This is a genomic window from Pseudomonas sp. CCC4.1, assembly GCF_035019225.1.
GTDB lineage: Bacteria > Pseudomonadota > Gammaproteobacteria > Pseudomonadales > Pseudomonadaceae > Aquipseudomonas > Aquipseudomonas bubulae.
Genome location: NZ_JASJWL010000036.1, coordinates 1 through 17,694 on the forward strand (window position 1 = coordinate 1; position 17,694 = coordinate 17,694).

General features: G+C 57.9%; 16 protein-coding genes. 6 read left to right on the top strand and 10 right to left on the bottom strand.

Annotated elements, in window-relative coordinates; all coding sequences use genetic code 11:
- The first annotated feature begins 148 nt into the window (after positions 1–148).
- The gene (locus tag QN377_RS14865; protein ID WP_141232504.1) at positions 149–781 is read left to right on the top strand and encodes a hypothetical protein; all 633 of its coding nucleotides are present in this window, start codon (positions 149–151) and stop codon (positions 779–781) included.
- A gap of 382 nt (positions 782–1,163) precedes the next feature.
- Positions 1,164–3,161, top strand: coding sequence for a choline transporter BetT (betT, locus tag QN377_RS14870; RefSeq protein ID WP_094999601.1), 1,998 nt, complete (start codon positions 1,164–1,166; stop codon positions 3,159–3,161).
- A gap of 722 nt (positions 3,162–3,883) precedes the next feature.
- On the opposite strand, the gene QN377_RS14875 is transcribed toward betT, so the two are convergent.
- The 8 genes from QN377_RS14875 to QN377_RS14910 all read right to left on the bottom strand — a co-directional run bounded on the left by QN377_RS14875 (position 3,884) and on the right by QN377_RS14910 (position 11,195).
- Positions 3,884–4,099: a TOBE domain-containing protein gene (locus tag QN377_RS14875; protein ID WP_003444581.1), complete on the bottom strand. Its 216-nt coding sequence runs from the start codon at positions 4,097–4,099 to the stop codon at positions 3,884–3,886.
- A gap of 34 nt (positions 4,100–4,133) precedes the next feature.
- Positions 4,134–4,940: an aliphatic sulfonates ABC transporter ATP-binding protein gene (ssuB, locus tag QN377_RS14880; protein ID WP_095017916.1), complete on the bottom strand. Its 807-nt coding sequence runs from the start codon at positions 4,938–4,940 to the stop codon at positions 4,134–4,136.
- Positions 4,937–5,743, bottom strand: coding sequence for an aliphatic sulfonate ABC transporter permease SsuC (gene ssuC / locus QN377_RS14885; RefSeq protein WP_016782831.1), 807 nt, complete (start codon positions 5,741–5,743; stop codon positions 4,937–4,939). The genes ssuB and ssuC overlap by 4 nt, the downstream gene beginning before the upstream one ends.
- A 7-nt stretch (positions 5,744–5,750) precedes the next feature.
- Positions 5,751–6,899, bottom strand: coding sequence for an FMNH2-dependent alkanesulfonate monooxygenase (ssuD, locus tag QN377_RS14890; RefSeq protein WP_016782830.1), 1,149 nt, complete (start codon positions 6,897–6,899; stop codon positions 5,751–5,753).
- A 31-nt stretch (positions 6,900–6,930) separates the two neighbouring features.
- Positions 6,931–7,896, bottom strand: coding sequence for a sulfonate ABC transporter substrate-binding protein (locus QN377_RS14895; RefSeq protein WP_095017915.1), 966 nt, complete (start codon positions 7,894–7,896; stop codon positions 6,931–6,933).
- A gap of 101 nt (positions 7,897–7,997) precedes the next feature.
- Positions 7,998–8,591 (bottom strand): NADPH-dependent FMN reductase, encoded by a 594-nt coding sequence (gene ssuE, locus QN377_RS14900; RefSeq protein WP_094999605.1) that lies wholly within the window; start codon positions 8,589–8,591, stop codon positions 7,998–8,000.
- A 310-nt stretch (positions 8,592–8,901) separates the two neighbouring features.
- The gene (locus QN377_RS14905; protein ID WP_083369699.1) at positions 8,902–9,540 is read right to left on the bottom strand and encodes a peroxiredoxin; all 639 of its coding nucleotides are present in this window, start codon (positions 9,538–9,540) and stop codon (positions 8,902–8,904) included.
- A gap of 293 nt (positions 9,541–9,833) precedes the next feature.
- The gene (locus tag QN377_RS14910) at positions 9,834–11,195 is read right to left on the bottom strand and encodes an OprD family porin (protein WP_095017914.1); all 1,362 of its coding nucleotides are present in this window, start codon (positions 11,193–11,195) and stop codon (positions 9,834–9,836) included.
- A gap of 499 nt (positions 11,196–11,694) precedes the next feature.
- Between QN377_RS14910 and tauA the strand changes: the two genes are divergently transcribed.
- Genes tauA through tauD form a run of 4 tightly spaced genes read left to right on the top strand, consistent with a single transcriptional unit; the run spans position 11,695 to position 15,215 of the window.
- Positions 11,695–12,678, top strand: coding sequence for a taurine ABC transporter substrate-binding protein (gene tauA, locus QN377_RS14915; RefSeq protein WP_094999607.1), 984 nt, complete (start codon positions 11,695–11,697; stop codon positions 12,676–12,678).
- 26 nt (positions 12,679–12,704) lie between these two features.
- Complete coding sequence (tauB, locus tag QN377_RS14920; RefSeq protein ID WP_094999608.1) at positions 12,705–13,499, top strand: taurine ABC transporter ATP-binding subunit; 795 nt, start codon at positions 12,705–12,707, stop codon at positions 13,497–13,499.
- Positions 13,496–14,332: a taurine ABC transporter permease TauC gene (gene tauC, locus QN377_RS14925; protein WP_094999609.1), complete on the top strand. Its 837-nt coding sequence runs from the start codon at positions 13,496–13,498 to the stop codon at positions 14,330–14,332. Before tauB ends, tauC begins: the two co-directional genes overlap by 4 nt.
- A gap of 49 nt (positions 14,333–14,381) precedes the next feature.
- Positions 14,382–15,215 carry a taurine dioxygenase gene (gene tauD, locus QN377_RS14930; RefSeq protein WP_095017913.1) on the top strand — a complete coding sequence of 278 codons (834 nt, stop codon included), beginning with the start codon at positions 14,382–14,384 and terminating at the stop codon, positions 15,213–15,215.
- A gap of 109 nt (positions 15,216–15,324) precedes the next feature.
- Here tauD and QN377_RS14935 read toward each other — a convergent pair whose 3' ends face one another.
- Entirely contained in the window at positions 15,325–15,972 is a 648-nt protein-coding gene (locus tag QN377_RS14935; protein ID WP_095017912.1) for a TetR/AcrR family transcriptional regulator, read from the bottom strand.
- A gap of 98 nt (positions 15,973–16,070) precedes the next feature.
- A complete protein-coding gene (locus tag QN377_RS14940) occupies positions 16,071–17,447 on the bottom strand; it encodes a glutamine synthetase family protein (protein WP_094999612.1) in 1,377 nt (458 codons plus the stop codon).
- Between the last annotated feature and the right edge of the window lie 247 nt (positions 17,448–17,694).

The following is a 17,694-nucleotide window of genomic DNA, read 5'->3' on the forward strand; positions in this document are numbered from 1 at the left end:
ATATAGGCCAAGGCAGAGTCTCGCTCTATTGGACTGATGCCAAGGCTGCGGAGCAGGTCATTATAGAGTGCAAGTTCATACGTGAAGATGAACCCTATACGTGTGATCAAAAGTGGATTAACGATGGTATCGGCTCGACGGTGAGTATTTGAAGGTGTTGAAAAGTCAAATTGAAGACGAACAGCTGGAAGTAGTTCGGGACATTAATTATCAAGAAGTTTGGAAGTTTCATAGTGATGTATTTATCTCTGCTGGCTACACAGCAGATGCATGGACGCTTAACTCCGTATTTACTATTTTGCCGGAGGGTAAACGCGAAGAATATTGGCAGCGGGTGCTGGACTCGGCCGGTAATACTCAGGCCGAGTTGGAGCTTGCGGCAGAGACTTATATGTTTATGCATATTGCGTCTATTTCAGCTTCCAGTGAGGGCCGACAAATGGCTGCTCGTTGGATCAGACGCATTGAGTCTATTGAAAACTCTGGCGCCATCGTTAAGTTAGGATCAGCCAAACTGGTTAAGATTTTTGGCGGCTCGATAACACAAGTTAAGGAGTATATTTTTGGCAAGCCAGTGGTTCCCTATTACCCCGCACCTGCCCCCACCTCTCCTCCTCCAAAGATTGTAATGCCATTACCTCCTGTCCAGATGCCAACACAACCACCTGCCCGCCGTCGAAGACGCCGCGGAGGTGGCGGACGGCCACCAACTACAGCCGCCGGGTACGACAATGGCGGACATTACAGTGGCGGTGGGGGGCGACTGAGGATTGATCCTTGAGCCCTGAAAATATGAAATGAGCATGCGTGAGTTGGGGCGGCGGTTTTGCTGATGTTTTGCTTGATGTCATCCGGCATTTGCCTGGATTTGAAATTTTTTTCACGGCCATAAAATCTTTCTCCTTCAACCACCCCCGCCTCCCCTGATAGCCCCACGCTATAACGGCTGAACGATGATCATGGCCATGTGTCATACCTTGCCATGAGCTAACGTATCAGGCGTGCAGCTGCGGGCAGCGATTAGTGCTGAAAGGCCATCCATGTTTAACTTGAATGCTTGTTCAAGTTAAACCGGTGGTCCGCTGCCCGCTCACAACAGGAGGCTAACCCTTGCCGAATCCGCTCTTTTTGATCCCGTTTTACCTCTATAAGGTGCACATCCAATGAGTGTACCGATCACGTCCGAGACGTCCTCGATCCGCATGAACCCGCCGGTGTTCTACTTTGCCGCCGCGTTTATCCTGATCTTCGGTGTGGTGGTCATCGCCATGCCTGCCGCTGCCGGCGAATGGCTGCTGGCCGCACAAAACTGGGCGGCCAACACGGTCGGCTGGTACTACATGTTAGCGATGACCCTGTATCTGATCTTCGTGGTCGTCACCGCCTTGTCCGGCTACGGCAAGATCAAGCTCGGTGCCGACCACGACGAACCCGAGTTCAGTTACCTGTCCTGGGCGGGCATGTTGTTCGCCGCCGGGATCAGCATCACGCTATTTTTCTTCTGTGTGTCCGAACCCCTCACCCATATGCTCAACCCGCCGCAGGGCCCGGCCGGCAATGCCGAGGCTGCGCGCCAGGGCATGCAGCTGCTGTTCCTGCACTGGGGCCTGCACGGCTGGGGTGTGTTCGCGTTCGTCGGCATGGCACTGGCCTACTTCGCCTACCGGCATAACCTGCCGCTGGCGCTGCGCTCGGCGCTCTACCCGCTGATCGGCAAGCGCATCAACGGCCCCATCGGTTATGCGGTGGATGGTTTCGGCATTATCGCTACGGTATTCGGCCTGGGTGCCGACATGGGCTTTGGGGTGCTGCACCTCAACTCCGGCCTCGACTACCTGTTCGGCATGCCCCATACCCAATGGGTGCAAGTGGGCCTGATCACGTTGATGATGGGCGCCGCGATTCTGGTGGCGATTGCCGGTGTCGACAAGGGCGTGCGGGTGATGTCCGACATCAACATGCTGCTGGCCTGTGCCCTGCTGCTGTTTGTGTTGTTCGCCGGCCCCACCCAGCACTTGCTCAACACTCTGGTGCAGAACATCGGTGACTACCTGGGTGCACTGCCCACCAAGAGTTTCGATGTGTATGCCTACGACAAGCCAAGTGACTGGCTGGGCGGCTGGACCGTGTTCTATTGGGCCTGGTGGATCGCATGGTCGCCCTTTGTAGGCCTGTTTATTGCGCGTATTTCCCGTGGCCGGACCATCCGCGAGTTCGTGTTCGGCGTGCTGCTTATTCCGCTGGGCTTTACCCTGGCGTGGATGTCTATTTTCGGCAACAGCGCCATCGACCAGGTGCTCAACCACGGCATGGTAGCCCTTGGCCAGTCGGCTATCGATGACCCGTCGCGTACGCTGTACCTGCTGCTTGAGACCTACCCGTGGAGCAAGACCGTTATCGCGGTGACGGTGTTTATCAGCTTCGTGTTCTTCGTGACCTCGGCTGACTCCGGTACTGTGGTGCTGTCCACCCTCTCGGCCCGTGGCAATAACGCGGACGAAGACGGCCCGAAATGGCTGCGGGTGTTCTGGGGCGCGATGACTGCGCTGGTCACCAGTGCGCTGCTGTTCTCGGGCAGTATCGATGCGCTCAAGTCAGCGGTAGTGCTGACCTCGTTACCGTTCTCGCTGATTTTGCTGCTGATGATGTGGGGCCTGCACAAGGCGTTCTACCTTGAGTCGCAGAAGAAGATTGCGCAGACCCACTCCCTGGCGCCGGTTTCTCACTCGCGTCGTGGTGGCTGGCGCCAGCGTTTGAGCCAGGCCGTGCACTTCCCGTCGCGGGACGAGGTGTACCGCTTTATGGACACCACCGTGCGCCCGGCGATTGAAGAAGTGAGTGCGGTGTTCCGGGAGAAAGGCCTTAACGTTGTCACCCAGCCAGACCCGGCCAACGACAACGTGAGCCTGGAAATCGGTCATGGGGATGAACATCCGTTTATCTATCAGGTGCAGATGCGTGGCTACTTCACGCCGTCCTTCGCCCGGGGTGGCTTTGGCAAAAAGGAGCAACTGCGTAATCGCCGTTACTACCGTGCTGAAGTGCATCTGGCCGAAGGCAGCCAGGACTACGACCTGACGGGCTACACCAAAGAGCAGATCATCAACGATATCCTCGACCAGTACGAACGCCATCTGCAGTTTTTGCATTTGGTGCGCTGATTGGTTTGGTGGTGATTCAGGCTGCTGTGATGGCCTGAGTCACCGGGCTGATGCCATCGCGAGCAAGCCCGCTCCCACAGGTTTTGGGTGTTCTCACAATGTGTGGATGCTCGTCAAACCTGTGGGAGCGGGCTTGCTCGCGATGCAGGCGCTGCGATTTCTACAGACCTTTCGCGCACTTATGTGGGATCGGGCTTTCACCCGCGTTACCCCATTGTGATGCCCCAGGCGGGCTGCCTATAGTCCGCTCCATCGCTGAACATCAGCGATCAGGCGTGCAAGCCTAATTATTGGATTTCAACTTTCCATATCGCTTGGTAGGCTCAGCGCCTGCAATCGGCGTTATGGCGGTTGTGCGCGGGAGATCTTCGGGTCTGCCGGGTTATCTGGGACCGGTCTTGCACACCCGCGCTCAATTGCTACCCTCTTTCTGCGTGCAAGCTGATTGAGGTGGCTCCTTTTCTTAGGAGTTAAAGCATGTCCCAGTACGTTCCCCAAACCGACAATCCCGTCGGTTCCCACGTTTTATTGATCGATCCCCGCGCCTCTGTATCTGCCCTGCTGGCCTGTGCCGAGCAGCGCATTCAGGCGGCCAAGAATTTGTTGCGCTGTTTATCGCTGATGAGCGGCCACAGCCATGACCCCCAAGATTTGAGGGCGATTTTCAGGCACAAAAAACCCCGAAGGGCTTACGCCGTTCGGGGCTGTGAATCACCCATGATTTACAACTTGGCGATGGACACTTCAGTGGATTTTACGAACGCGATCACTTCGCTACCGACCACCAGCTCCAGCTCCTTCACCGAGCGGGTGGTGATCACCGAAGTCACGATGCCCGACGCCGTTTGTACGTCGATTTCCGACAGCACGTCGCCCAGTACGATTTCCTTGATGTGGCCTTTGAACTGGTTGCGAACGTTGATGGCTTTAATGGTCATGGTGTCGATTCCTGTCTTGGGATAGAAAGTGGGTTTATTGCGCCCAGCGCAGTTGCGTAGGCAGCGGTGCAACGGGTTCCGGCTCAGGTGGCGAGCCAGGCAGTGCAAGAACACGGTTCAGTACTTCGGTTTCCAGTGCCGCCAGGCGATGCGAGCCGCGTAGCCGCGGGCGTTGCAGGTCGACCGTGAGGTCCAGCCCTACCTGGCCTTCTTCAATCAAAATGACACGGTCGGCAATCGCGACGGCTTCGCTCACGTCATGGGTCACCAGCAATACGGTAAAACCATGCTGGCGCCACAGGCGTTCAATCAGTTGCTGCATTTCGATGCGGGTCAGGGCATCCAGCGCGCCCAGCGGCTCGTCAAGCAGCAGCAGGCGCGGTTGGTGGATCAGGGCGCGGGCCAGGGCCACGCGCTGCTTCTGACCGCCCGAGAGTGCTGCCGGCCATTCATTGGCGCGCTCGGCCAGGCCGACTTCTTCCAGTGCCTTGAGCGCCTTTGGCCGCCAGTCGCCTTTAAGGCCCAGGCCCACGTTGTCGATGACTTTTTTCCAGGGCAGTAAACGCGCTTCCTGAAACATCAGGCGCGTGTCTTCACGGGCCTCTTGCAGGGGCGCACTACCGGCCAGCAACTGGCCTGCAGTGGGCTGATCCAGGCCGGCCAGCAAACGCATCAGGGTGCTTTTACCGCACCCGCTGCGGCCTACGATGGCGACAAACTGACCTGCCGGGATATGCAGGTTGATATCACGTAGCACCAGGCGCTCACCGAAGGCCTTCTGCAAGCCGTTGATGGCCAGCGGTATGCCCTGGCGCAAACGTGGAGGTTGTTGAGCTGTCATGCTGCACCGCCTTTAACCACTTGATACGCCGGGTGCCAGCGCAACCAGATGCGCTCCAGCCCCCGGGCTGCGGTGTCGGCCAGTTTGCCGAGCACTGCGTACAAAACAATCGCCAGCACCACCACGTCGGTTTGCAGGAACTCCCGGGCGTTCATCGCCAGGTAGCCAATACCGGAGCTGGCGGAGATGGTTTCGGCCACGATCAACGTCAGCCACATAAAGCCCAGGGCAAAGCGCACACCCACCAGGATCGACGGCAGCGCGCCCGGCAAGATCACCTGCCAGAACAGGCTGAAACCGGACAGGCCATAGTTGCGCGCCATTTCCACCAGCGCCGGGTCAACGTTGCGGATGCCGTGGTAAGTGTTGAGGTAGATCGGGAATAAAGTCCCCAGCGCCACCAGAAAAATCTTCGCTGACTCGTCGATGCCGAACCACAGGATGACCAGCGGAATCAGCGCCAGATGCGGCACGTTGCGGATCATTTGCACCGAGCTGTCGAGCAGGCGTTCACCCCATTTCGACAGGCCGGTGATAAAGCCCAGCGCCAGACCGATGCTGCCACCGATCACAAAGCCGAGCCCGGCGCGCCAGCCGCTGATGGCCAGGTGTTTCCAGATTTCGCCACTGCGCACCAGCTCGACGCCGGCCGTGATCACGGCACTGGGGGCGGGCAGGATGCGTGTCGACAGCCAGCCCGCTGACACGGACAGCTGCCACACTGCCAGCAGCAAGACCGGCAAGGCCCAGGGCGCCAGGGTGTGACCGATGTTTTTGAGGCCCGAGGCCTTGCCTGAACTCATGGCGACCTCAGCTCTGCGACGCGGCTTTAGGAAGGATGTCATTGGCGACCATTTCGCCAAACGGGCTCACGTAGCCTGCACTTTTTGGCAGTTCCGGGCGTTCGATATCCAGGTGCGGGAACAACAACTCGGCCACACGGTAGGACTCTTCCAGGTGCGGGTAACCGGAGAAAATAAAGGTGTCGATGCCCAGGTCGGCGTATTCCTGAACCCGTGCGGCCACGGTCGGGCCATCCCCGACCAGCGCCGTACCAGCGCCGCCCCGTACCAGGCCCACGCCTGCCCACAGGTTAGGGCTGACTTCGAGGTTGTCGCGGCTGCCGCCGTGCAGGGCGGCCATACGCTGCTGGCCCACCGAGTCAAAGCGCGACAGCGAGGCCTGGGCACGGGCGATGGTGTCGTCGTCCAGATGCGAGATCAGTTTGTCGGCGGCCTTCCAAGCCTCCTCGTTGGTTTCACGCACAATTACGTGCAAACGAATGCCGAAACGTACGGTGCGGCCCAATTTGGCGGCCTTGGCGCGCACCTGTTCGATTTTTTCTGCAACGGCAGCCGGTGGCTCGCCCCAGGTCAGAACCATTTCCACTTGTTCGGCGGCCAGATCCTGTGCGGCTTCCGAAGACCCGCCGAAATACAGCGGTGGACGCGGTTGCTGAATCGGCGGGTAAAGCAGCTTGGCGCCTTTGACGGTGATGTGTTCACCATCGTAGTCCACGGTTTCGCCTTCAAGCACACGGCGCCAGATGCGGGTGAACTCTACCGAGGCCTGATAACGCTCTTCGTGGCTGAGGAACAAACCATCACCGGCCAGCTCTTCCGGGTCGCCGCCGGTGACCAGGTTGAACAGGGCGCGGCCACCGGACAAACGGTCCAGGGTCGCGGCCTGACGCGCTGCAACGGTGGGCGACACAATGCCCGGGCGCAGGGCTACGAGAAATTTCAGGCGCTGGGTTACCGGAATCAGCGATGCCGCCACCAGCCATGAGTCTTCGCACGAACGACCTGTAGGAATCAGTACCCCGCCAAAGCCCAGGCGGTCAGCAGCCTGCGCGACTTGTTGCAGGTAACCGTAGTCAACGGCGCGGGCGCCTTCGGAGGTGCCAAGGTAATGGCCATCACCGTGGGTAGGCAGGAACCAGAAAATATTGAGGCTCATGGAGTGGTCTCCTAATTAGGGGCAGCAAGCGTTAGTTGGCTTTGGCCAGATTGGCCGGGGGCGTCCAGATCACGTCTTTCACAACCAGCGGCTTGGGGATCAGCTTGAGCTGGTAAAAACTGTCGGCGATTTTTTGCTGCGCGTTGACCACTTCCGGGGTCAGAAACTGTGCGCCGTAGCCTTGGCGTTTGACCGCCGTGAGGGTGATCTCAGGAGACAGGCCCAGCAGTGGTGCGACTTGTTTTGTCACGTCCTCGGGGTGGGCCTTGGCCCATTCGCCAATAGTGCGTACTTCATCGACCAGGGTTTCGATCACCTTGGGGTGCTGTTCGGCATAAGGCTTGGTAGCCAGATAGAACTGATGGTTGTCAGCGATGCCACTGGCGTCACGCAGGGTGCGCGCTTGCAGCTGTTGTTCGGCGGCTGCCTGGTACGGGTCCCAGATTACCCAGGCATCGACACTGCCGCGTTCAAAGGCAGCACGGGCATCGGCGGGTGGCAGGAACACGGTCTGGATATCGGTGTATTTAAGGCCGGCGTCTTCAAGGGCGCGCACCAGCAGGTAGTGCACGTTGGAGCCTTTGTTGAGGACGACTTTTTTGCCTTTGAGGTCTTTGACCGAGGTGATGGTCGAATCCTTGGGCACCAGAATCGCTTCGCTGGTGGGGGCTGGTGGCTCGTAGGCGACGTAGAGCAAGTCGGCGCCAGCGGCCTGGGCGAACACGGGCGGGGTTTCGCCGGTCACGCCGAAGTCGATGGAGCCCACGTTCAGGCCTTCAAGCAATTGCGGGCCACCGGGGAATTCGGTCCATTGCACGTCAACGCCCTGCTCGGCCAGGCGCTTGTCCAGCGTGCCTTTGGCCTTGAGCAGCATCAGCGTGCCGTATTTCTGATAACCGATGCGCAGGGTATCGGCTTGAGCCTGGGTAACAGCACCGAAGGACACAGCCGCAGCTAAGAGTGCGACCAGACCACGACGCAAAATGACAGGGCGCATGGCGCTCTCCTTTTTTGTTGTTCGGGATTCGGGTAGCACCTGCTGGGCCGTTAGCGGATCAGTAAGGTGGTGGAGCTTTTATCGGTGGGAAAAATGCTGTTTCAGATACTCCAGCGAGCCGTCACCAGACGCTCGTTGAGGATGCTCGGGTCCAGAGGCTTGGGGCGTCGCGCCAGGGCGCTGTAGAACTGTTCGAGTGACTCTTGCAGGCGCTGTTCCAGAATCGGCACCAGTTGCGCTTGTGCGCCGCCTTCGCCGTAAGCAATCTGGCTGTCTTCGGCAAAAATGCCCTGAAGCATTTCCTGGGCCTTGAGTGCCGACAGTACTGGCTTGAGGGCGTAGTCCACGGCCAGCATGTGGGCGATGCTGCCACCGGTGGCGATAGGCAGTACCACTTTGTGGCTCAGGGCGCGTTCGGGCAGCAGGTCGAGCACGGTTTTCAGGGCGCCGCTGAACGAGGCTTTGTACACCGGGGTGGCAATCACCAGGCCATCGGCGTTTTCGATCTGTTGCAGCAGGTCGATGATTTTCGGGCTGTCGAAGCGTGCGTGCAGCAAGTCCTCGGCCGGAAAGTCGCGTACCTGATAGCTCACCACTTCAACGCCTTGCTGGTTGAGCCAGCGTTTGGCGTGGTCCAGCAACACTCCTGAGCGGGAACGTTGGCTTGGGCTTCCTCCGAGTGTCACGACCAGCATCTAGACGTTTCCTTGAATGAATATGTGCAATTCGCTGTCAGCGTTTTCGCTTGAGTGAACAGACCATAACAGGTGATTTATATATCTATAAATCATATTTATTCATTTGTTTATTCTTAAAATGCATATGCCTTTTTGTTAAATCGAAAGCAAAAAAAAGGCCGTCGAAACGGCCAAAAACCCTGTTGAAGACACGGTTGCATGTTTGTGGGAGCAGGCTTGCTCGCGATGGGATCGGCGCGGTGTATCAGAAAAAAACGCGGCGCCATCATCGCGAGCAAGCCCGCTCCCACAGGGTATGAGGTTGGTTTTACTTGTTCGGCTGCGGCGTCAGGCGCAGGTAGGGCTTCACGGCGCGGTAGCCCTTGGGGAAGCGACGCTTGATTTCGTCTTCGTCCTTGAGCGACGGCACGATCACGACCTCGTCACCGTCCTGCCAGTTGGCCGGGGTGGCCACTTTGTGGCTGTCGGTCAGTTGCAACGAGTCGATCACCCGCAAAATTTCGTTGAAGTTGCGACCGGTGCTAGCCGGGTAGGTAATGGTCAGGCGGATTTTTTTGTTCGGATCAATCACGAACAACGAGCGCACGGTCAGGGTGTCGCTGGCATTGGGGTGAATCAGGTCGTAGAGGTCAGACACCTTGCGATCGGCATCGGCCAGGATCGGGAAGTTGACCACGGTATTCTGGGTTTCGTTGATGTCTTCGATCCACTTGTGGTGTGAGTCCACCGGATCTACCGACAGTGCGATGGCTTTGACGCCGCGCTTGGCAAACTCGTCCTTGAGCTTGGCGGTGAAGCCCAGTTCGGTGGTGCACACCGGGGTGAAGTCCGCCGGGTGCGAAAACAACACGCCCCAGCTGTCGCCCAGCCATTCATGGAAACGGATCTTGCCGGCGCTGGAATCCTGTTCGAAATCGGGGGCGATGTCGCCGAGTCTGAGGCTCATGGTGCAGCTCCTTTTTATTGGCAATGGCGGGGCGTGTTGGAGCCACTCTGCCTGCCTCTGGAGCTAATTAAAAAGAATAAATATCGATTTGGTTAGAACCAAAAGAGATATTAAAAACTGTTTCATTGGACGCAGCCCAGGCGTGGGGCCACTGTGGGTTCTGGTTTAGGCAAGGGGAGCGGCAGGGAGCTGCGACTATTAATGTGTTGCGAATTGACCGTTGAGGTCTTCGGTAAACACCCTGCCCGGCATTGCGCCGGGCAGGATTTTTCTTACTTTGTACTAAATCACGCTTACAGCAACGGGATCGAGTAGCTCACGATCAGACGGTTTTCGTCCTGGTCGCGCTGGCCAGCAATATCGTTGCGCCACATGGCGTTTTTCCACATGAAGCCCAGATTTTTCAGCGTGCCTTCCTGGATCACGTAAGCCACGGTGATATCGCGTTCCCACTCGGAAGAGCCATTGCTGGTTTGCACATTTTTGCTGTTGTAGGTGTCGATATTGTCGCCACGCAGGTAAACCGCGCCCGCCGTCAGGCCAGGTACGCCGACTTTGGCGAAGTCATACGAGTAACGCGCCTGCCAGGTACGCTCGCCAGCACGGGCGAACTTCGAGATCTGCATATCGGTAGGGATGTACGCCGATGCACCGTCGCCCTGGTTCAGGAACGGGAAGTCGCTGCTGCCGTTACTCACCTGATAACCGCCACCAAAGGTGTGACCTTCAACGGTGTACAGGAACAGGCCGCTGATCAGGTTGTTGTCGACCTTGCCCTTGCCGCTACCTGCAGAGCTGTTGGCGTAATCACCGGTGGTGTAATACGCAGAGTCGTGGCCGTTCTTGCCGTCGTCGGTGCTGTTGAAGTAGCGCAGGTCAGATTTCAAAACGCCCGGACCGATGGACCAGTTGTGAACCAGGCCCAGGAAGTTTTGTTTGTAGAAATCTTCCAGGTTGCCGTAGTAGTACTGCAGCAACAGGTCTTTGTTGACCTTGTAGTCCACACCGCCGTAGTAGAACTTGTTAACGAACTTGCCCGTAATGGAATTGTTCGCGCCGGCAATCGACAGGCCTTCGTTGTTGCTCGAGTTACGGCCCTTGGCGTGCTCGATCTGGCCGCCGGTGAAGGTCAGGTCCTTGAACTCGCTGGAAGTGATCTGGCCACCCTGGAAGGTTTGCGGCAGCATGCGACCGTCGTTGCTAACGATAACCGGCAGTTTAGGCTGCAGGGTACCGATGCGCAGTTCGGTCTGGGACACCTTGGCTTTTGCGGTCAGGCCCAGGCTGGAGAAATCGTCTACAGCGTGGTTGCCATCGCTTGGGAACACCGAACCGCCATAGTTTGCGCCGTTAGGGTTGCCGTGTTTGCCAGCACTGGAGTCGAGCTTGACGCCCAACAGGCCAATGGCATCAATACCGAAACCGACTGTGCCCTGGGTGAAGCCCGAAGTGAAGTCCAGCTGGAAGCCCTGGCCCCATTCTTCAGTCTTGCTTTGCGCACCGGCAGCTTTGGTGCCCGAGTCACGGTTATCGTTATTGATATAGAAGTTACGCAGCTTCAGCGTGGCCTTGCTGTCTTCGATAAAGCCGGCAGCGCTGGCTTGTTGTGCCAACAATCCTACGGCCACAGCGATGGCCAAGGTGGACTTGTGCATTGTGTTGCTCCTTTGCGTTTCTAATTTTTGTAGTTCCTCAGCCCCGGATCTGATGCCTGGGTGCTGCAGATGCGCGATTAGCGCCAGACGGTGACCGGCAAGTCAATCGCAACCCATCATGGCTACGACCTTTGTCTAATCATTCGTCGTTTGTGCGCAGGTTAATGACTATTTAATAAACCTAAAAAGAATTGTTTCTGATCTTTTCAGATCAAATAGGCATATAGCAGGGTTTCTCCTACACGCGCGCGTGGGAATGCTATCGGTCTTTTGTCTAATTTCTAAACATAATTTCATGAATCTTTTAATAGCCTTTGGTTATTAAACACTCGACCTAATCACCCGCTGGCTAAAACGCCCTGGCAGTTAGGGCGCGGGTGCGCGCCTGTATGTTGCGTAACTACATAAGCTAATGCTTAAAAGTTATTTATTTACTGATTCTTAGATCATTTAACCTCGCATCCAGCCGATATCCGGCCACCTGCCGAGGAGCTACCTGATGAAACTGCACTCTCCCCTACGCCTTTTGGCTGCTTTGTCTCTGGCGGGTGCCAGCTTCTTCGCGCAGGCTGCCAGCTCGGATGTCACCGTGGCTTACCAAACCACCGTTGACCCGGCCAAAGTCGCCCAGGCCGACGGTGCTTACGAAAAAGCCACCGACGCCAAGATCAACTGGCGCAAATTCGATAACGGCGCAGACATCATTGCGGCCATTGCCTCGGGTGATGTGCAGATTGCCTACCTGGGTTCGAGCCCGCTCACCGCCGCCGTGACCCGTAACGTACCGGTCGAAACCTTTTTGATCGCCACTCAGTTGGGCGGTTCTGAAGCCCTGGTCGCCCGCAACGGCTCCGGTATCAACGGCCCGCAGGACCTGGTCGGCAAAAAAGTAGCCGTGCCGTTTGTGTCCACCGGTCACTACAGCCTGCTGGCTGCATTGAAGCACTGGAACATCGACCCTTCGAAAGTACAGATTCTGAATCTCGCACCGCCTGCCATTGTCGCGGCCTGGAAGCGTGGCGATATTGACGCCACCTATGTATGGGACCCGGCTTTGGGCACTGCCAAAGAGAACGGCAAAGTGCTGATCACTTCCGGTGAGCTGGGCAAGCTCGGTGCGCCGACTTTTGATGCCTGGATCGTGCGCAAGGACTACGCCGCCAAGCACCCGGAAGTCGTTAAGCAGTTCGCCAAAGTGACTCTGGATGCCTACGCCGACTACCACAAGGACCCTAAAGCCTGGCTGGCCAATCAGGGCAATATCGACAAGGTTGTGAAGCTCTCGGGCGCCAAGGCGGCCGATATCCCGCTGCTGCTGCAAGGCAACGTCTACCCGTTGGCGGCTGATCAGGTGGTATTGCTGGGCGCACCGACTACCAAAGCCCTGGCCGACACTGCTGCCTTCCTGAAAGAGCAGAAAAAAGTCGACGCTGTACTGCCGGACTACGCGCCGTCGGTCAACGCCACTTTTGTTACTCAATAATCAACGCCGCTGAGGAGTCGACCGTCATGGCCTTGTTAACACTGGAGCGCATCAGCGCACAGTACCCGGGCGCCGCTGAGCCGGTGCTGTCGGATATTTCCGTCAGCCTCGGGCCACAGCAACTGCTGGTCGCACTTGGCCCGTCGGGCAGCGGCAAGACCTCCTTGTTGAACCTGATCGCTGGCTTCGTCGAGCCCAGCGCTGGTCGAATTACCCTCGACAACGTACCCGTCCACGGCCCGAGTGCCGAGCGCGGTGTGGTGTTTCAGGATGATGTGTTGCTGCCCTGGCAAGACGTACTGGCCAACGTGGCTTTCGGCCTTGAACTGGCCGGTGTGCCACGGGACAAGCGCGAAGCCCGTGCCCGTGAAATGCTTTCGCTGGTGGATTTGTCCGGCTTTGAAAAGCGCCGCGTATGGGAGTTGTCTGGCGGTCAAAAACAGCGGGTGGGCCTGGCCCGCGCGCTGGCTGCCGACCCTCGCGTATTGCTGATGGATGAGCCCTTCGGTGCCCTCGATGCGTTCACCCGTGAGCAGATGCAGGAACTGTTGCTGCAAGTGTGCCGACGTACCGACAAGCCGGTATTTCTGATTACCCACGACATTGAAGAAGCGGTGTTTCTGGCCACTGACCTGATTTTGCTGGCGCCCAACCCCGGCCGCATTGTTGAGCGTCTGAGCCTGGATTTTGGCCAGCGCTACAACGCTGGCGAATCGGCACGTTCGATCAAGTCCGACCCTCGCTTTATTGAAACCCGTGAGCACGTGCTTGATCGCGTGTTTTCACAACGCGGTGCCGCCCAGCGGCAGGAGCGCGCATGAGCAGTTATGAAGCAGTCGCCGCCAACCCGGTTGCCGCGCCCCACACCCCACGCCCGGTCAAGCGCAGCCTGAGCACACGCTGGATCAGCGTGCTGACCCTCGTCACCCTGATCGCCGTATGGTGGGCCGTTACCGCTGCCGGGCTGATTGAACCCCTGTTTCTGCCGCCGCCCTCTGCCGTGTTGCAAAAAGGCTGGCTGCTGGCGACCACGGGCTATATGGATTCCACCCTGTGGCAGCACCTGGGCGCGAGCTTGAGCCGTATCGGCCTGGGTCTGGGCTTTGCGATTCTGACAGCAGTGCCGGTGGGCATCGCCATTGGCCACAACCGCATTGCGCGGGGGATTTTCGATCCGCTGATCGAGTTCTATCGCCCAATCCCGCCATTGGCCTATTTGCCACTGATCGTGATCTGGTGCGGTATTGGCGAGCTGTCGAAAGTGCTGCTGATTTACCTGGCGATTTTCGCCCCGATCGCGATTGCCACCGCCACCGGCGTGCGTACCGTTGACCCGGCCAAGGTCCGTGCTGCGCAGTCGTTGGGTGCGACGCGCTGGCAGTTGATTCGCCATGTGATTTTGCCGAGCGCCTTGCCGGATATCTTGACCGGTGTGCGTATCGGTCTGGGCGTGGGCTGGTCGACGCTGGTGGCCGCCGAACTGATCGCCGCCACCAGTGGCCTGGGTTTTATGGTGCAGTCCGCCGCGCAGTTCCTGGTGACCGATGTGGTGGTACTGGGGATTCTGGTGATAGCCATCATCGCCTTTGCCATGGAAATGGGCCTGCGCGCCCTGCAACGCAAGCTGGTGCCGTGGCACGGCCAGGCTCACTAACAACAGAACTCGACGCTGATTAATCGGCGCGCTGATTAAGAGAGAGATCATGAGCCTGACCATTACCCCGATTAGCTCTGCCCTGGGCGCCCAGATTGAGGGTGTCGACCTGACTCAACCGCTGAGCCTTGAGCACCGTGATGCCATCGAGCAAGCCTTGCTTGAGCATCATGTGGTGTTTTTCAAGAACCAGTCGATTACACCGCAGCAGCAGGCCCGTTTTGCCGCCAATTTTGGCGACCTGCATATTCACCCGATCTACCCCAACGTGCCTGGCCAGCCGGAAGTGCTGGTGCTGGACACCGCCGTGACCGACGTGCGTGACAACGCGGTATGGCACACCGACGTGACCTTTTTGCCAACCCCGGCCATGGGCGCGGTATTGAGTGCCAAGCAACTGCCGGCTTTTGGTGGTGACACTTTGTGGGCAGCCGGTATTGCCGCTTTTGAAGGGTTGTCGAAACCGTTGCAGGTGCTGCTCGATGGACTGACCGCAACCCACGATTTCACCAAGTCATTCCCGCTGGAGCGCTTTGGTTCGACCCCGGAAGATTTGGCACGCTGGGAACAGACCCGCAAAAATAACCCGCCGCTGTCGCACCCGGTAATCCGCACCCACCCGGTAAGCGGGCGCAAGTCGTTGTTCGTCAACGAAGGTTTCACCACGCGCATCAATGAACTGTCTGAAGCAGAGAGCGAAGCGATCCTGAAGTTGCTGTTTGCCCATGCCACCCGCCCGGAATACACCATTCGCTGGCGCTGGCAGGAGAACGATGTGGCGTTTTGGGATAACCGCGTAACCCAGCATTACGCCGTGGACGATTACCGTCCGAACCGCCGTGTGATGCACCGTGCAACGATTTTGGGTGATGCTCCGTTCTGATGAGCGCGGGATGACGTGTAGCCGCTGACGAGCGCAGCGGCATGAACACTGCAACTGTGGGAGCGAGCCTGCTCGCTCCCACAATAGGGCTTGACCTGCAACAGAGTATCTACAGGTTTACCGTCGGGCTCTTGCGTTTCGGCAAAAACGGCGGCAAATACAACCCCAGATAAGCATCCACCACGCGCATGCCTTCTTCGGCCATACGCGGGGTGATGCTGTCGTGCAGCTGGATGGAGCGTGCATACACGCGGTCGCCCAGCTCCATCGCCAGGGCAAACACGTCCACGTCCTGTGGCAGTGCTGGCAATTCAAAGTGGCGCATAAACAGCGCGTGCATCAATTGCCCCAGCTCAAGGTCGTGCTGGCGGTCGGCTTGTGTGACTTCGGTAAGGCCATGCTGGGCGAGAATTAACTGCCGGGCGGCTGCATCTTCGTTGTAGATCGTCAGCATCCGGTGTTCAACAATGTGCGAAAGATCACGCCAGTCTTTCAACGCATCATGCTCGATCGGCGCCTGCAGACAGGCGCGGAAGGCTGCGTGAATATCACCGGTCAGCGCCTCAAGGAGCGCGGGTACGCCCGCGAAAAAGTGATAGACCGACGACGGCGGGATTTGTGCGTGCTCTGCCACGTTGTAAATCGACAGGCTGGATACGCCCTGCGCCGTCAGCAGCCTGCGGGCAGCGTCAAGTATCGTGTCGATGCGGCCCTGGCTGCGAGCGCGTGGCTTTCGGGGTGTGGCGCGGCTGGACATCAGCGTCTCCTCAAGGGCAGCCGGCATTGTAGACCTGTGAGCATGAAAAAACGCCGCGGGCTGTAAGGCCGGCGGCGTTTTTCGTGGACTGCAATCGCTTACACGGTATGCAAGTACCAGTTGTATTCGAGATCGGAGATGGAGTGTTCAAACTCTTCCAGCTCGCTCTCTTTACAGGCGACAAAAATATCGATGTATTTCGGGTCGATATATTTGGCCATCACTTCGCTGTCATCCAGCTCACGCAATGCATCGCGCAGGTTGTTCGGCAGGCTTTGCTCGTTTTGCTCGTAGCTGTTGCCTTCGACGGGTGCGCCCGGTTCGATCTTGTTGGTCAGACCGTGGTGAACACCGGCCAGCACAGAGGCCATCAACAGATACGGGTTGGCATCGGCACCGGCAACCCGGTGTTCGATCCGTACCGAGTCGGCCGAGCCGGTCGGAACGCGAATGGCCACGGTACGGTTGTCCAGGCCCCAGCACGGCGAGTTGGGCACATAGAACTGTGCGCCGAAACGACGGTAGGAGTTCACGTTGGGGCAAAGGAACGCCATCTGTGCCGGTAGGGTCTCGAGCACACCGCCGATCGCGTGACGCAATGCGGCGTTCTGCTCGGGATCCTCGCTGGCAAAAATATTTTTGCCGTCTTTGTCCAGAATCGAAATATGAACGTGTAGCCCGTTGCCCGCCTGGCCCGGATAAGGCTTGGCCATGAATGTGGTGTCCATCTCATGGTCGTAGGCGATGTTTTTGATCAGACGCTTGAGCAGTACCGCGTAGTCGCAGGCCTTGATGGGGTCGGCAACGTGGTGCAGGTTCACTTCGAACTGCGCCGGGGCACTTTCTTTAACGATTGCGTCAGCCGGGATGCCTTGCTCTTTGGCACCTTCCAGAATGTCCTGGAGGCAGTCGACGTATTCATCGAGGTCGTCGATCAGGTAAACCTGAGTCGAATGCGGGCGTTTGCCGGAGATCGGCGAACGTGGCGGCTGCGGGCGACCGTTAACGTTCTCCTGGTCGATCAGGTAGAACTCCAGCTCGAAAGCGGCGCAAATGGTCAGGCCCAGCTCGTCAAATTTGGTAACAACTTGACGCAGTACTTCGCGAGGGTCGGCGAAGAAAGGTTCACCTTCAAGTTCGTGCATCGTCATCAGCAGTTGCGCGGTAGGGCGCTTTTGCCAGGGTTCGTTGCACAGGGTGTCGGGGATGGGATAACAGATTCTGTCTGCGTCACCGATATCCAGACCCAGGCCGGTGCTTTCCACCGTTGAGCCATTGATATCCAGTGCAAACAGAGAGGCAGGCAGGTTGATGCCTTTCTCGTAAACCTTGTGCAGGCTGGTGCGTTCGATGCGCTTGCCGCGCACCACACCATTCATATCCGCAATGAGAAGGTCTACGTACAGAACCTCAGGATGATCCTTAAGGAACGCGTTCGCTTCGTTAAGCTGAACGGCACGCGGGGGTACCGACATGATGCAACACCTTTGTTGTTAAAAATATCAATCATTGAGCGCTACGGGATTCAGTCAACCCGAACGGCATACCGAAGTCAAGCAGCCTCTTTTTTGCCCTGAAAAAGCGCCGGAAGGCCATTTTTGACGCTTTTTGGGGCGTATTTGTTCTGTTTTGACGGGTGGCGCCCGCAGGCTTGAGCGGGCCGTGTTGTATTTTTTACGGGGGTGTTGTGTAAAAAAATGAACAAGGCTAAGCTCGATTCAA